Below are 15,000 nucleotides of genomic sequence, written 5' to 3' on the forward strand. Positions count from 1 at the left end.
TGAAGCGTGATGGCTAACAATAAAATAATCGTCGTAGGCGGCGGACTTGCCGGACTTATGGCTACGATAAAAGCAGCAGAAGCTGGCATGCACGTTGATCTGTTCTCGATCGTGCCGGTGAAGCGTTCCCATTCCGTCTGCGCGCAGGGCGGCATTAACGGGGCGGTTAATACAAAAGGTGAAGGCGACTCGCCTTGGGAGCATTTTGACGATACGGTATACGGGGGAGACTTCCTCGCTAACCAGCCTCCTGTTAAAGCAATGTGTGAAGCAGCACCAGGCATTATCCACTTAATGGACCGTATGGGCGTTATGTTCAGCCGTACGCCGGAAGGCTTGCTCGATTTCCGCCGTTTCGGAGGCACACAGTATCACCGTACAGCATTTGCAGGTGCCACAACTGGACAGCAATTGCTATACGCTTTGGATGAGCAAGTTCGCCGCTGGGAAGCAGCCGGCCTCGTAACGAAATACGAGCACTGGGAATTCCTTGGCGCCGTTCTGGATGACGAAGGCATCTGCCGCGGGGTATCTGCACAGGATTTGCGTTCGATGGAAGTGAAGACGTTCGTGGGCGATGCGGTTATATTGGCATCGGGCGGCCCTGGCATTATTTTTGGCAAAACGACGAACTCGGTTATTAATACAGGTACAGCAGCAAGTGCGGTGTATCAGCAAGGCGTTAATTATGCGAACGGCGAATTTATTCAAATTCATCCAACCGCGATTCCTGGCGATGACAAGCTGCGCTTGATGTCCGAATCAGCTCGTGGCGAAGGCGGCCGCGTATGGACTTACAAAGACGGCAAGCCTTGGTACTTCCTTGAGGAAAAATATCCAGCATACGGCAATCTTGTGCCGCGTGATATTGCGACTCGTGAAATTTTCAGCGTCTGTGTCGATCAGAAGCTCGGCATCAATGGCGAAAACATGGTTTACCTTGATCTTTCCCATAAAGATCCGAAGGAGCTTGATGTGAAGCTCGGCGGCATCATCGAAATTTATGAGAAGTTCATGGGCGATGATCCACGGAAGCTGCCGATGAAAATTTTCCCTGCGGTTCACTATTCGATGGGCGGCATGTGGGTAGATTACAACCAAATGACGAACATCCCTGGATTGTTTGCAGCAGGCGAATGCGAGTATCAATACCATGGCGCTAACCGTCTCGGTGCGAACTCGCTCTTGTCGGCGATTTACGGCGGTATGGTCGCAGGACCGAAAGCGGTAGAGTACATTAAAGGCATGAAGAAAGCTTCCGCTGACGTGGCTTCCTCCGTATTCGACCGTGAGCAAAAACGCCAAACGGATAAATACGAAAGCATTCTTGCCATGAACGGTACAGAAAATGCTTACGTTCTGCACAAGGAGCTTGGCGAATGGATGACCAACAATATGACGGTTGTTCGTTTCAATGACAAGCTAGAAGCAACGATTAACAAAATCAAAGAGCTCAAGCAGCGTTACAACAATATCAACATCAATGACTCGATGAAATGGAACAACTCAAGCGTTGCTTTCACTCGTCAGCTATGGAACATGCTCGAGCTGTCCGAAGCTATGACCTTGGGTGCCCTGCTCCGTGACGAAAGCCGCGGCGCGCATTACAAGCCGGATTTCACAGAGCGCAACGACGAGAAGTTCATGAAATCAACGATTGCGACTTGGACGAAGGAAGGTCCGCAAATTTCGTACGAGGACATCGATGTTTCCCTGATTACACCGCGTAAACGTGACTACACAGCGAACAAGAAGAAAGGAGAATAAAGATGGCTGATACGACTACTGCTACAAAAACCGTTAAGTTCATCATTACCCGTCAGGATGGACCGGAGTCTGCGCCTTACAAAGAGGAATTTGAAATTCCGTATCGCCCGAATATGAACGTCATCAGCGGACTTATGGAAATTCAGCGTAATCCGACGATGGCGGATGGCGGCAATACAGCTCCAGTATGCTGGGAATCCAACTGTCTGGAAGAAGTTTGCGGCGCCTGCTCCATGGTCATTAACGGCAAGCCGCGCCAAGCCTGCAGCGCACTGATCGATCAATTGGAGCAACCGGTACGTCTGGAGCCGATGCGCACTTTCCCGGTCGTTCGTGACCTTGTCATCAATCGCGAGCGCATGTTTAACGCCCTCAAACGCGTTAAGGCATGGATTCCGATCGATGGCACTTATGATCTCGGTCCTGGCCCGCGCCTGGCTGAATCGAAGCGTCAATGGGCTTACGAGCTGTCCAAGTGCATGACGTGCGGCGTATGTCTGGAATCTTGCCCGAACGTCAACGATCGCAACAGCTTTGTTGGCCCAGCGGCTATTTCTCAGGTTCGCTTGTTCAACGTTCACCCTACGGGAGAAATGAACAAGGAAGAGCGTCTGGAAGCCTTGATGGAGGATGGCGGCATCGAGGGCTGCGGCAACTCGCAAAACTGTGTTCGCTCTTGTCCGAAAGGCATTCCGCTTACGACGTCAATTGCGGCAATCAACAAAGATACAACGAAGCATCTGTTCAAAAAATGGCTTGGATTTTAAATATACGGTCTTCCACCTTAGCGGTGGAAGGCTTTTTTTAAAAATATAAGCATTTATAAGTTTTACTTTTATAATCAGCTTATATTTCACCGCGAAACGGCAGCTTTGCCGCAAGAGGACGACGACAGCCGTTTACGATTGTAATAATGATAATCAGTATCAATAATAAAAGAGATTATGGCACTTGTCAATGATCAGCCGCGAATACGACATAAAGGCAGCAAAAAAGAACCGCTCTCACGGTTCTTTTTTGCTGCCTTTATGCATTTCCTACTAGTAGCTCTTAAAGCTGGCTTGTTACAGCCACTCTTCGCCCCACTTTTGAATCGATTCAATGACAGGCTCTAAATGATGGCCTTTGTCACTTAATTCGTATTCAATGCGAACAGGCATTTCTGGATATACCGTTCGTTTAATAATGGAAAGTTGTTCAAGTTCCTTCATCCGGTCGGTAAGCATCTTGTCGCTCATATCCGGAATTTGCTCCTTGATCTCCTTGAACCTCTTTGGTCCAGCTAGTAGCACCCGAATGATGAGACCGGTCCATTTCTTGCCTAAAATTTCGGCCGCTGCTTCATACTTTGGGCACATTGTTGAATAATCCAACCTGATCACCCCGTTTCTTCTTAACCCATTATAACATATCTACTTTGGAAAAGTAAGTGCATATAAACACCATATCGCCATTTAACTTTATTTTAAATATTTACTTTACAAAAGTTAGTTTATATATTAAGATGGGTTCATGAAACAGCGAGCAAGTGTTGCAGCTGTGAAACCAAACAAAAGACGAAGGGTGAGGTTAAAATGTTGGACACAGGATTATTGATTATTCGGGTAGTATTAGGCTTGTTGATGGTTGGTCATGGAGCGCAGAAGCTGTTTGGCTGGTTCGGTGGCTATGGTTTGAAAGGCACTGGGGGATGGCTGGATTCGATAGGCGTTAAGCCTGGCGTACTGATGGCATTGGCAGCAGGATTAAGCGAAGCGGTGGGCGGCTTGTTGTTTGCAGCAGGCTTGTGGACATGGGTTGGCGCGGTGCTGCTGATCATCCCAATGATTATGGCGATTGTGAAGGTGCATGGCGCTAATGGGTTGTGGTCAACGCAGAACGGCTACGAATATAACCTGGTGCTTATCGCCGTATTTGTCGGCGTTGCTTTGACCGGTGCGGGAGAGCTGTCCATCGACGCCTTGCTTAAATAAGGGAAGAAGCAGTTCTGTATTGCAAGGTGAAACGGCTGTCGCCGTCTTTTGGCGGCGTAGCGCATTTCAGTCCGAGAAATATAGAGAAAGTATGGCGAAATCATAAACTTTCCTATATTTAAAAAAAGCCTGCTGCCAGCCGCTATAAGCGGATGACAACAAGCCCGATCATCATGCATGCAAATGCCGCCCACTGGGCGGCATTTAGTTTTTCCTTGTAAATCAGGATGGCGCCTGCCGCGACGACGAGGCTGTTCGTGGCGAAGATCGGCGCGGCTAGATTAGCGGGCCCCGTTGCCAGCGCAGTTGCATAAAGCTGGAGGCCGGCGTAGGAGAAGAGGCCAGCGAGCAGTCCGTAAAGCAAGCCCGTCCGATAGGCGGGCTTGCGGTTGCTGCTGTTTTTTTCTTTGCTTAACAAGGCGAACCATAGAAAGGACAGCAAATAGCCCACGAATAAAATCGGCGCGCTGGATAATCCCCATTCCTCCGTCACCTTGAGCCCGCCATTGCGGAAGGTGAAAAAGACGACCGCAGCGCCAACATAGAAAAACCACTGTTTTTGGGCAGGAGCGGTTTGTACCTGTTTTTTATAAGAAATGAGTACAACGGAAAGCAGCAGCAGCAAAATGCCGCAAGCTTGCGTAAAATGCAAAGGTTCCTTATATACAAGCGTGCCTAATACAACGACGAGCACGATGTTCATATTCGTCAGTGGAGAGGTCAGGCTGGCCGGTCCGTAATTCAGCGCCTTCATAAAGACCGCATTGCCGATGGCCGAGCCTGCTCCAATGATCGCTCCAGCGATCCAGATCCGGTAATCGGCTAACGAAGCGAGTGAGCCTTCAAACGCGGCATGCACGCCAAACCCGACTGTACCAGAGGCATAAAGCCCGAGCAGCAGCACCGAGGTCGTACCGCCGCTCATCTGGCTTCTTTTCATCCACCAGCCGGCTAATCCGAATAAAATGGCGCTAGAGATGGCAACCGTTAGCCACATGCTGTTCAACTCCCTGTTTGTTTACGGTTTTGTTGCATTTGTTACACAAATGAAATGATTCTGTTATACCCCTATTACAATACTCGGTTATTATAATAAACAAGACCCCCTTTTAATATATCGAATTCGGACCTGCGCTCGGTGCAGGTCCACTTTTTTTGTCCATTTGTTCGATGGCGGCGTCCCGCATACGTTCTCCATACAAAAAAAGAGGCTGCTCTGCTGATTAACAGCAAAGCAGCATGAATTTGCGGATCCCATAAGCAGACGGCTTAAAGCGGTACGATGATCTGCTTGCGCTGGCGGTAGAACACCCATTTTTTGAAGCCAATTTCCTTGAGGCGCTTGCTGACGCGATCCCAATCGTCCCCGACCCTTGCTGGAACGTGAGCGTCGGAGCCAAAGGTCACATTAACACCGAAATGATGGGCACGCTCCAAAATTTCATCGGACGGATACCAGCCGCCTACATATTTTGTGCTGCCGGACGTATTAATTTCAATCGAAACGTCGTTTTCGGCAATGATGCGGAGCGTATCATCAATTTCGGCATCGGCTTTAATATCAGAGAAAGCGGGGTAATAACCTTTCATTGCATCGATATGCCCCAGCACATCAAACATGCCGCTGCGCGCCGATTGGCTGATGAGGTCATAATAACGGCGCTTATCCTCAAATTGCTGCTTCTCGGTCAACTTTTCCCAACGATTACGATTAAAAATGCTCACTCCACTTACCTGATGGACAGAGCCGATAATGTAGTCGAATGGTACACCTTCATAGGCGTCGCGATAAGCTGGAAGCCGTTCAGGGAAAAAGTCTGACTCCATGCCGAGCAGTACTTCAATACGCCCCTCATATTTAGCTTTAAGCTCAAGTACTTCCTTTATGTAGTTGTCAAATTCAGATTGAGCCATGGCGATGCCGGGAAAAGGACGGTCGTCCTTATGGCCGAAATAAGGCGAATGATCAGAAATGCCGATGGCCTGCAAACCTGCGTCCAAAGCGGCAATAATGTAGTCTTCAATCGTTCCGTCGGCATGGCCGCAACGTTCGTGATGGGTGTGCAGATCAAATTTCATAGCTGTTTCCTCCTTGAGTTGAAAATGCGCTGTCAGTCTATTCGCTGCTAATAAATTGATGCTCCGGCATGCCCTTAAGATCGCTTAAAAACTGCTGCATCGCCGTATTCAAATATCTCCCGGACTTGTAGACGACGCCGACCGGATGGCTGATTTCGAGCTCATTCACCTTAATCATCTTGAGCGAGCCCCGCCGCAGCTCCTCGACAATGGAAAGTTTGGAGACGACGGCGGCGCCAAGATTAATTTCAACCATGCGCTTAACCTCTTCGCTGCTCGAAAGCTCCATCATAATGTTCGGCTGAATGTTGTACTGGCGAAAAATTTTGTCTACGAAGCGCCGTCCTAGTGTGTCGGGTGCAAGCATGATCATAGGAATATCCTTGAGTGCCTCTACGGTAGTATGCTTCAAATCGCTCAGCGGATGCTCCGGAGATACAACAAGCTCAAACGTATCGTAATAAAGAGTGGACGAGTGCAGGTTTGGATTTTTCTCAAATAAATAAGAAATACCAATGTCAATTGTGCCATTTTCGACGCTTGCGGTCACCTGTGATGATGGCATCGTATGGATCGTTGTTTTGATCAGCGGAAACTGGTCTTGAAAGTAGGCTAATACCCGCGGCAAAATTTGAATCGCAATGGAAGAAGTTGTCCCGAGCAAAATATGGCCTTGAGGCGTCGTGTTGAGGTCTGAAAGCTTAGCCTTAAGCTCTTCGACAATAAGCAAAATTCTCTCGGCATGCTCCAGAAAAACTTGTCCATGGTCGGTGAGGGTCACAGGCTGATTGCGGTCAATCAGAACGGTCTTGAATTCCTCTTCAAGCGTTTTGACTTGTGCGGATACAGCAGGCTGGGTCAAATTAAGCAGCTCACCCGCCTTGCGGAAGCTCATCGTTTTGGAAATGGTGAGGAGTGTTTCAAGTTGGCTAATATTCACTACAATCCCCCTCCAGGTTAAGTGAAGCGATTACACGCTTATTGAAATAGGCTTGCAGGCGTAGATGCCTTTCCTCGTGATAGCTTTGCTTACTATTATAAAGCAAATCCGGCACGACGGCAAAAAGGAGAAGAAGCTTTACGTATTATTTAAAGAGGATATGAAGTGGCGTTGTCGAAGTGTGTTGGACGAAGGTACATATTTAGGGAGGAGGCGTTACGACTGGACAGGAAAGCAATAAGAGGCTGGCTCATGTACGACTGGGCCAATTCGGCGTTTGCGACGACGATGATGGCGACCGTCATGCCGATATTTTATTCAGGTGTGGCAGCGTCTAATTTATCAGGTACGAAGGCGGAAGCCTATTGGGGTTACACCCAAAGTATTGCGATGCTGTTCGTAGCGGTGCTGTCGCCTGTTTTGGGCGCAGTTGCCGATTATATGGGCTCCAAAATCAAATTTCTGACGATGTTTATGCTAATGGGAGCTGCATCCTGTGCAGCGATGGCTTTTGTTGGGGAGGGGGACTGGCTGCTCGCCTCCATCCTGCTCATTATAGGAACGATGGGGTTTGCAGGAGGGAACACCTTCTATGATGCGCTGCTGGCGGACGGCGTGCCGATGGAGCGCAGGGATGTCGTGAGCGCGCGGGGTTACGCTTATGGCTACATGGGCGGCGGCTTGCTGCTGCTAGTTAATATTTTAATGCTTCAAAATTTCGAGCTGTTCGGTTTCCCTACCAAAACCTTTGCGACCCAAATGGTGTTTATTACGGTAGGCATCTGGTGGTTTGTGTTCTCGCTGCCGCTGCTTCGTTCGGTCAAGGAGCCTGTGAAAAAGGTCAAAGTTGGCTTCGGCACCGCGCTTGGCAAAGGCTTCACGCGATTGCGCGGGACGCTGCGAACGCTTAAGCGATATCCGGAGCTTCTTAAATATATGGCTTCGTTTTTATTTTTCAACGATGGCATTAATACGGTAGTTATTATGGCAACGATTTATGGCCAAGGGATCGGCATTAATACGGATGATATGATCAAGGCGCTATTAATTACGCAGTTTGTCGGTTTTCCGTGTACGATTGTATTTGGCAGACTGGCCGCGCGCTTTGGCTCGAAAAAGCTGTTATATGTGTCGTTATGGTTCTACGTCGTTATTGTCATTTTGGGTTATTTTATGACGACCTCGCTGCATTTTTATTTGCTTGCGATTATGGTTGGCGTTGTACAGGGCGGCAGCCAGGCGATTTCGCGCTCGATTTATTCGGGTATGGTGCCGCCGTCCAAATCGGGTGAATTTTTTGGCTTTCTCTCGCTGTCCAGCAAGTTTTCCTCCGTCGTAGGACCACTGTTGTTCTCGGTGGTCGCGACGGTTACAGGCTCTACCCGTGTCGCCATCCTCTCGCTAATTGCGTTATTCGTCATCGGCATTGTGCTGCTCATGTTCGTCAATTTGACGAAGGGCAGAGCAGAGGCGCTGGCAGGGGATGATGGGGCAGCTGAAGCATGAACATACGAGGCCCGGCGCTAATCCAATGAAAAGGACTGGCCGCCGGGCTTTGCGTTTTATTTTCAAAAGAACTATAAAGCTGCTGCCAGCATTACCTAAGTACACATTCATGACTCGATGATTTTTTACAGCAATAGGAGGGGAGTTTGCAGCATAAGATTTGGGGTTTGTACGATGATTTTGTAATCGAGGTTGGTCATGAGCCTATGTAAAAAAAGCGAATGCACTCCATAAATAACCGGCACAAAAGCAAATAAAAGCTTTTAAGCCGTAAAAAAAGTAGAAGCCTGATGGAAAAGGCGAGCGGAGTAAAAGGTTTGAGATGGAGGAGCGCAGCGTTCGCCTTTGCATCTGCATTTTTACCGCAGCGCGGTATCCATTCAGAAAAATGCAGAGGCATCCCGGAATCCAAACTTTTTACGCAGCGACGGATCTTTTCCATCAGGCTTCTACGACAAGGTCTTAATAGCATTTATATGGTTGTGCCCTACGGTCACAACCATTCCTTTTTGCGGAAAATAAAAAACATCCCAAAGCCCAGCGCAAGCATAATGCCGAGCAAAATATACGATCCGCCTCGCATATGCAGGCCAGGTATAAAGTCGAAGTTCATTCCGTAAATACCGGTTATGAAGGTCAGCGGCATGAATATCGTCGTCATCGCGGTAAACACGCGCATAATTTCATTGGCTCGCGCCGATATACTGGACTGGTAAGCTTCTCGCAAGTTGCCCATCAGCTCGCGGAACGTATCAAATGTCTCGGCGATTTTGACAGCATTTTCATAAATATCGCTAAAATATTTTTGCAGCTGATCATCAATCAGCTTAAGATCGCGTTTGTTCAGCGTAGCGATAACGTCCTTCTGCGGGCCAAGCACCTTCTTGAGCCACAAAATTTCACCGCGCAAACCGATAATTTCGTTCAGATGCGATTTTTTCGTATGCATTAGGATATCTTCTTCGAGCGTTTCGATCCTCGTATCAATTCGATCGGCGACGAGGAAGTAGTTATCGACGACAATATCAACGAGATTGTATAAAAAATAATCGGGGCGGCTGACTTCCTGCTCCCACAGGACAGGCTTCAGGGAGCGCAGCTCATTAATTTTTTGCTTCGTAACGGTAATAATATAATGGCGGCCGAGAAAAATGTTCAGCGCGCGCAGGAAAATTTCCTCATCATCAAAACGAATGCTGTTAATAACGATAAAATAATGGCTTTCATAAATTTCGATCTTAGGGCGCTGCTCCTCCTCGGTGAGGCAATCCTCTACCGCGAGGTCATGCATGTGGAACAGCGGCTGCAATACAGCCAAATCCTCCACATCGGCATCAATCCAATAAAAGCCCTCCGGCGATGGAATGAGTGTATCAGCAATATCTTCAATAGGGGTAAACAAGCCGTTGTTGACCAGACGGATTTTCATCTGTGCATCTCCTCTCTGAAATGGACAGGAGGCCGCCTTTGCCGCTTGCACAGAGCACTGTTATTTATAGAAAAACAGGGCGCATTACGCAGTGGCTGGGCAGCCGCCATATTCGGTTGTGTTCAGGCCTTGGTCGGTCGCCTTCCATGTCCGTATGCACTCCTTTATCATGTGGATTTTTGGATAAAAAACACCAATTTTTTCACTCGGCGTTTCAATCCTTGTCTAGTATACTCCCGCAGCAGCTTTACATTCAAGCGAAAAAACCGTAAATGAAGCCGAAAGATCAGCCTTCTATAGTATATGCAGTTCACAGGCTTGACGCGCCTGCCCGAATCCATTAAAGTAGGCTTATAAGCAGCAATTCCATAATTGAATAGAACTACTTTCTTATCAAGAGCAGGCGGAGGGACTAGCCCGATGAAGCCCGGCAACCGGCGTAAGCACGGTGCTAATTCTTGCGGAGACATTTCGATGTTTCTGAGAGATGAGAGAGGCGACCGCTTATTTTTTGAGCAAACGACCTTTTCTCTCGACAGAAAGGGTCTTTTTATATTTGGGAATGCTGATAATCTCATTAAAGGAGTGATTCTGCATGCCAATTAAAGTTCCCGACCATTTGCCGGCCAAAGAAATATTAAACAGTGAGAACATTTTCGTCATGGACGAAAGCGTTGCTTATCATCAGGATATTCGGCCGCTGCGTATAGCGATTTTGAACTTAATGCCTGAGAAAGAAACGACGGAGACCCAACTGCTGCGCTTGATCGGCAACACGCCGCTGCAAGTGGAGGTTGTGCTGCTTCGTCCGAAGACGCATACGTCGAAAAATACGTCCTACGAGCATCTGCATGCCTTTTACAAAACGTTCGACGAAATTTCCCATGAGTTTTACGATGGCTTAATCATTACAGGCGCTCCTGTCGAGCATCTTGATTTTGAAAACGTGAACTATTGGGAGGAACTGAAGGACATTATGGACTGGAGCGCACGGCGGGTTACTTCGACCTTCCATATATGTTGGGCCTCGCAGGCAGGACTTTACCATCATTATGGCGTTCCGAAATATGAATTGGATGATAAAATTTTCGGCGTGTTTCATCATACGATTGAGAAACAGAACGTCAAGCTGCTTCGCGGCTTTGATGAAGCGTTCCTCGTGCCGCAATCCCGTCATACGGAAGTGCGTCGCGAAGATATTGAACAGGTGGAACGTCTGGAAATTTTGTCGGAATCGGCGGAATCGGGCGTTTACATTGTCGCTTCCAAGGATGGCCGTCAAATTTTCGTCAGCGGGCATTCGGAATACGATCCCTTCTCGCTGAAAAACGAGTATGACCGCGACAAGGCGAAAGGGCTCGACATTGCATTGCCGAAAAACTATTTCCCGGGTGATAACCCGGAAGCGATACCGTACTCCTCGTGGAGGGCGCATGCGAATCTGCTTTTCTCGAATTGGCTCAACTATTACGTGTACCAGCAGACGCCATTTGATTTGGGAGCAAACATCTAACTATATAATAGAAGGAGCAACAGCCCATGTTGAAAATCGAAAGTGAATTAGCGCAAATTGGTTCGCAAAAGGATACGGAAACCGGAGCCGTAAGCTTCCCTGTGTATCAGGCGACGGCATTCCGCCATCCGAAGCTTGGACAAAGCACAGGCTTTGACTACGCTCGTACAAAAAGCCCAACCCGTGCCGTATTGGAAGAGGCAGCTGCCAAGCTTGAGTCTGGCGACGCTGGCTTCGCATGCAGCTCAGGCATGGCCGCTTTGCAAACGGTATTCGGCCTGTTTCACCAAGGCGATCATTTGATTGTATCCCTTGATCTGTACGGCGGCACTTACCGCCTGCTGGAGAAGATTATGTCGAGATATGGCGTTACAGCATCCTACGTGGATACGAACGATATTGATGCGATGAGCGAGCTGTGTACACCGAATACGAAGGCGGTACTAATCGAGACGCCAACCAATCCGTTAATGATGATTACCGACATTGAGCGTGTCGCATCATGGGCGAAGTCCAAAGGACTGCTGACGATTGTAGACAATACGCTGCTGACGCCGTTTTTCCAGCGTCCAATTGAGCTGGGGGCAGATGTCGTTGTCCACAGCGCGACTAAGTATTTGGGCGGCCACAATGATGTGCTCGCTGGCCTTATTGTGACGAAGGGACAAGAGCTTTCGCAGGAAATGGCGTTTTTGCATAACTCCATTGGCGCCGTTCTCGGACCGCAGGATTCGTGGCTGTTAATGCGCGGCATGAAAACACTAGCGCTGCGGATGGAGCGTCATGAGTATAATGCAACTAAAATCGCCAACTACTTGCTGGAGCATCCTTCTATTGAAGAGGTTTATTATCCGGCTTTGCCGCATCATCCCGGACATGAGGTGCAAAACCGCCAATCGTCGGGCAATACCGGCATTTTCTCCTTCCGCGTGAAGGACGCCCGTTACATTGAACCCATTCTGCGCCATATCGAGTTGATTGCTTTCGCTGAGAGCTTGGGCGGCGTTGAATCGCTGATGACCTATCCGGCTGTGCAGACGCATGCCGATATTCCTGAAGAAATTCGCCGTGCAGTCGGCGTTGATGATAAATTGCTTCGCTTCTCTGTTGGCATTGAGCATGCAGATGACCTGATTGCCGATTTGGAGCAGGCGCTTGCCGCAGCTAAGCAAGAGATTGGGGAGGTATAGCAGCATGAGCGACAGACATAACAAAGAGGAATATGCCAAGCGTCATTTTGCTACGAAATTGCTTCATTTTGAAGGATCCTTTGATGAGCAGACGGGTGCATCCAGTACCCCGATTTTTCAGGCATCTACGTTCCATCAAAGCGATTTGTCCCAAAATCCGCCTTACGATTATAGCCGGTCCGGCAATCCGACCAGGCAGGCGCTGGAGGATCAAATTGCGCTGCTGGAGGGCGGTACGCGAGGTTTTGCCTTTGCATCCGGCATGGCGGCGATTTCAACGACATTCCTGCTGCTGTCGGCGGGCGACCATGTAATTGTGACAGAGGATGTGTACGGAGGTACATACCGTCTGCTTACGACAGTGCTGAACCGTTTAGGCATGGAAACGACGTTCGTCGATATGACGGATTTTGCAGCTGTTAAAGCGGCATATAAAGCAAATACGAAAGCGGTATTTATAGAGACCCCTTCCAACCCGACGCTGAAAATCACCAACATTTCGGAGGTGGCTTCGTGGGCGAAGGAGCATAACCTGCTGACGATTCTGGACAATACGTTTATGACGCCTTATTACCAGCGTCCGCTAGAGCTTGGAGTAGATATAGTCGTGCACAGCGCGACTAAGTTTCTGAGCGGGCATAGCGACGTGCTTGCGGGCCTTGCTGTAACGGCTGATCCAGAGCTGGGACGCAGGCTGTATCAGCTGCAAAATGGCCTCGGCGCTGTACTGAGCGCCCATGAATGCTGGCTGCTTATGCGCGGCATTAAGACGCTGCAAGCCCGCATGGAGCATAGCGAGCGCAGCGCGCGCAAGCTGGCGGAATGGCTGAATGACCATCCAGAGGTAACGAAGGTTTATTATCCTGGCCTTGCCGATCATCCGGGCCGTGAGGTTCATGAACAGCAATGCTCCGCCTATGGCGCAGTCGTGTCCTTTGATGTGGGCAGCGGCGAGCGGGCGAAAGCGATGCTTGGCCGTGTGAAGCTGCCGCTTGTAGCTGTCAGCCTGGGCGGCGTAGAAAGCATTTTATCGTATCCGGCCATGATGTCGCATGCGGCAATGCCGAAGGAAGTGCGCCATGAACGCGGAATAACGGACGGTCTTGTCCGTTATTCGGTAGGCCTTGAGCATATCGACGATTTGCTCGCAGATTTGGATCAGGCTTTGCGCGGCTAACAGCCTCGTAAAGTGGAGGAAAAGACGGCTGTCATTACTGACAAGCCGTGTTTTTCCTTTTTAGCGGCTATAATGACTGTAAACGAAAGATGACGAATATGAGCATAGTATGATAAAATTGGCCTATACTTAATTAGTTTGTGAAAAAAAGCGCAACATCAAAACTACAGCTATAGATAAGGAGGTCTTGCGTAATGGCAACGTTGGACCAGATATTGGATAAGGCCCTGCGGGGTGAACGAATCAGCTTGGAAGAATGTATTATTATGTTCGAATCCGACGAGATTGAGAAAATGGGTAAAGTCGCGAATGAAATTATGCTGCGCAAGCATCCCGAGCCTGTAACGACTTTCGTTGTAGGAAGAAACGTCAACTACACGAATGTGTGCGACGTTTATTGCAGGTTCTGCGCCTTTTATCGTGCCCCAGGCTCCAAAGAGGGCTATGTGCTCGATAACGAGACGATTATGAACAAAATTCAAGAAACGATTGACGTTAACGGAACCGAAATTTTGATGCAGGGCGGAACGAACCCGGATCTGCCTTTTACTTATTACACGGATTTGCTGAAGGAAATCAAGCAGCGCTTCCCGGACATTACGATGCACTCCTTCTCGCCTGCGGAAATACAGAAGATGAAGGAAGTATCAGACGGATTGTCGCTGGATGAGGTTGTTCGCCAGCTGCATGAGGCGGGACTGGATTCGCTGCCAGGTGGCGGCGCGGAAATCCTCGATGACCGCACACGCCGTAAAATCAGCCGCAAGAAGGGCTCTTATACGGACTGGATCGACGTAATGAAGTCGGCTCATCGCCATGGCATGAATACGACGGCTACAATGGTTTATGGCTTTGGAGAAACGATGGAGGAGCGCGCCCTGCATTTGCTGCGCATTCGTGACGTTCAAGATGAATGCAAAGCGAATGGCTACGACTCCGAAGGGTTTACAGCCTTTATTTCCTGGCCGTTCCAGCCAGACAATACGAGAATGCCGATGGAGAAAGCGAAGCCGGAGGAATATTTGAAAATTGTCGCGGTAAGCCGCATTTTCCTCGACAATATTGACAACCTGCAATCTTCCTGGGTCACGATGGGCCCTGATATGGGTAAACTTTCGCTGGCCTATGGCTGCAACGACTTCGGCAGTACGATGATTGAAGAAAATGTAGTGTCTGCTGCGGGCACAACGCACAAGGTCAACATTGAGCTGATTTTGAAGCTTATTCGCGAAGCGGGCAAAGTTCCGGCGCAGCGCAATACTCGCTATGAAATTTTGCGGATGTACAATGAAAGCGATAAGGCTGAGCAGGATTTTGTAATGCAAAATTAGGTTTTAGTGATCAGCTAATTCGGAGCTACTTTCGGTAATTAAACTTACTAACGCTTGTCTAATATTTTATCCGTTACAGGATAGATATTAGACAA

The 15,000-nt window shown here is 48.8% G+C and carries 13 protein-coding genes and 1 riboswitch; of the genes, 8 read left to right on the top strand and 5 right to left on the bottom strand.

All coding sequences use genetic code 11. The features are described from left to right. Positions 1 to 9 precede the first annotated feature (9 nt). Both sdhA and sdhB read left to right on the top strand, forming a co-directional pair. Positions 10 to 1,767 carry a succinate dehydrogenase flavoprotein subunit gene (gene sdhA, locus ASF12_RS21900; protein ID WP_056039503.1) on the top strand — a complete coding sequence of 586 codons (1,758 nt, stop codon included), beginning with the start codon at positions 10 to 12 and terminating at the stop codon, positions 1,765 to 1,767. 2 nt (positions 1,768 to 1,769) lie between these two features. Then, positions 1,770 to 2,534 carry a succinate dehydrogenase iron-sulfur subunit gene (gene sdhB / locus ASF12_RS21905; RefSeq protein ID WP_056039506.1) on the top strand — a complete coding sequence of 255 codons (765 nt, stop codon included), beginning with the start codon at positions 1,770 to 1,772 and terminating at the stop codon, positions 2,532 to 2,534. A gap of 297 nt (positions 2,535 to 2,831) precedes the next feature. Here the strand turns inward: sdhB and ASF12_RS21910 are convergent, their stop codons facing one another. Continuing rightward, positions 2,832 to 3,140: a winged helix-turn-helix transcriptional regulator gene (locus ASF12_RS21910; protein WP_056040108.1), complete on the bottom strand. Its 309-nt coding sequence runs from the start codon at positions 3,138 to 3,140 to the stop codon at positions 2,832 to 2,834. A gap of 201 nt (positions 3,141 to 3,341) precedes the next feature. On the opposite strand from ASF12_RS21910, the gene ASF12_RS21915 reads away from it, so the two are divergent. Continuing rightward, positions 3,342 to 3,740, top strand: coding sequence for a DoxX family protein (locus ASF12_RS21915; RefSeq protein WP_056039508.1), 399 nt, complete (start codon positions 3,342 to 3,344; stop codon positions 3,738 to 3,740). 142 nt (positions 3,741 to 3,882) lie between these two features. Here ASF12_RS21915 and ASF12_RS21920 read toward each other — a convergent pair whose 3' ends face one another. The 3 genes from ASF12_RS21920 to ASF12_RS21930 form a co-directional block, all read right to left on the bottom strand. Then, a complete protein-coding gene (locus tag ASF12_RS21920) occupies positions 3,883 to 4,737 on the bottom strand; it encodes an EamA family transporter (protein ID WP_056039510.1) in 855 nt (284 codons plus the stop codon). Positions 4,738 to 5,009: 272 nt separating this feature from the next. Next, entirely contained in the window at positions 5,010 to 5,819 is an 810-nt protein-coding gene (locus ASF12_RS21925) for a histidinol-phosphatase (protein ID WP_056039514.1), read from the bottom strand. Positions 5,820 to 5,856: 37 nt separating this feature from the next. Then, the gene (locus ASF12_RS21930; RefSeq protein WP_056039515.1) at positions 5,857 to 6,759 is read right to left on the bottom strand and encodes a LysR family transcriptional regulator; all 903 of its coding nucleotides are present in this window, start codon (positions 6,757 to 6,759) and stop codon (positions 5,857 to 5,859) included. 252 nt (positions 6,760 to 7,011) lie between these two features. Here ASF12_RS21930 and ASF12_RS21935 point away from each other — a divergent pair, with 252 nt between their 5' ends. Continuing rightward, positions 7,012 to 8,265, top strand: a complete 1,254-nt coding sequence (locus ASF12_RS21935; protein WP_235533246.1) for an MFS transporter — start codon at positions 7,012 to 7,014, stop codon at positions 8,263 to 8,265. A gap of 493 nt (positions 8,266 to 8,758) precedes the next feature. Here ASF12_RS21935 and corA read toward each other — a convergent pair whose 3' ends face one another. Continuing rightward, positions 8,759 to 9,694 carry a magnesium/cobalt transporter CorA gene (corA, locus tag ASF12_RS21940; RefSeq protein ID WP_056039516.1) on the bottom strand — a complete coding sequence of 312 codons (936 nt, stop codon included), beginning with the start codon at positions 9,692 to 9,694 and terminating at the stop codon, positions 8,759 to 8,761. Positions 9,695 to 10,081: 387 nt separating this feature from the next. Next, positions 10,082 to 10,188, top strand: a riboswitch (SAM riboswitch). Between the two features lie 101 nt (positions 10,189 to 10,289). Between corA and metA the strand changes: the two genes are divergently transcribed. From metA to mqnC, 4 genes are all read left to right on the top strand, one after another. Further along, positions 10,290 to 11,207, top strand: coding sequence for a homoserine O-acetyltransferase MetA (gene metA, locus ASF12_RS21950; protein ID WP_056039522.1), 918 nt, complete (start codon positions 10,290 to 10,292; stop codon positions 11,205 to 11,207). 26 nt (positions 11,208 to 11,233) lie between these two features. Continuing rightward, on the top strand, positions 11,234 to 12,397 hold the full coding sequence (locus tag ASF12_RS21955; RefSeq protein ID WP_056039525.1) for a PLP-dependent transferase: 1,164 nt from the start codon (positions 11,234 to 11,236) through the stop codon (positions 12,395 to 12,397). A gap of 4 nt (positions 12,398 to 12,401) precedes the next feature. Continuing rightward, complete coding sequence (locus ASF12_RS21960) at positions 12,402 to 13,574, top strand: trans-sulfuration enzyme family protein (protein ID WP_056039526.1); 1,173 nt, start codon at positions 12,402 to 12,404, stop codon at positions 13,572 to 13,574. A gap of 194 nt (positions 13,575 to 13,768) precedes the next feature. Next, positions 13,769 to 14,905 (top strand): cyclic dehypoxanthinyl futalosine synthase, encoded by a 1,137-nt coding sequence (mqnC, locus tag ASF12_RS21965; protein ID WP_056039530.1) that lies wholly within the window; start codon positions 13,769 to 13,771, stop codon positions 14,903 to 14,905. The last annotated feature ends 95 nt before the right edge of the window (positions 14,906 to 15,000 follow it).

The sequence above is a fragment of the Paenibacillus sp. Leaf72 genome (genome assembly GCF_001422685.1).
Taxonomy (GTDB): Bacteria; Bacillota; Bacilli; order Paenibacillales; family Paenibacillaceae; genus Pristimantibacillus.

Excerpts from the sequence above, each read along its gene's own strand:
- sdhA (WP_056039503.1), top strand. The coding sequence starts at position 10 with ATGGCTAACAATAAAATAATCGTCGTAGGCGGCGGACTTGCCGGACTT.
- sdhB (WP_056039506.1), top strand. The coding sequence starts at position 1,770 with ATGGCTGATACGACTACTGCTACAAAAACCGTTAAGTTCATCATTACC.
- ASF12_RS21915 (WP_056039508.1), top strand. The coding sequence starts at position 3,342 with ATGTTGGACACAGGATTATTGATTATTCGGGTAGTATTAGGCTTGTTG.
- ASF12_RS21920 (WP_056039510.1), bottom strand. The coding sequence starts at position 4,737 with ATGTGGCTAACGGTTGCCATCTCTAGCGCCATTTTATTCGGATTAGCC.
- ASF12_RS21925 (WP_056039514.1), bottom strand. The coding sequence starts at position 5,819 with ATGAAATTTGATCTGCACACCCATCACGAACGTTGCGGCCATGCCGAC.
- ASF12_RS21935 (WP_235533246.1), top strand. The coding sequence starts at position 7,012 with ATGTACGACTGGGCCAATTCGGCGTTTGCGACGACGATGATGGCGACC.
- corA (WP_056039516.1), bottom strand. The coding sequence starts at position 9,694 with ATGAAAATCCGTCTGGTCAACAACGGCTTGTTTACCCCTATTGAAGAT.
- metA (WP_056039522.1), top strand. The coding sequence starts at position 10,290 with ATGCCAATTAAAGTTCCCGACCATTTGCCGGCCAAAGAAATATTAAAC.
- ASF12_RS21955 (WP_056039525.1), top strand. The coding sequence starts at position 11,234 with ATGTTGAAAATCGAAAGTGAATTAGCGCAAATTGGTTCGCAAAAGGAT.
- ASF12_RS21960 (WP_056039526.1), top strand. The coding sequence starts at position 12,402 with ATGAGCGACAGACATAACAAAGAGGAATATGCCAAGCGTCATTTTGCT.
- mqnC (WP_056039530.1), top strand. The coding sequence starts at position 13,769 with ATGGCAACGTTGGACCAGATATTGGATAAGGCCCTGCGGGGTGAACGA.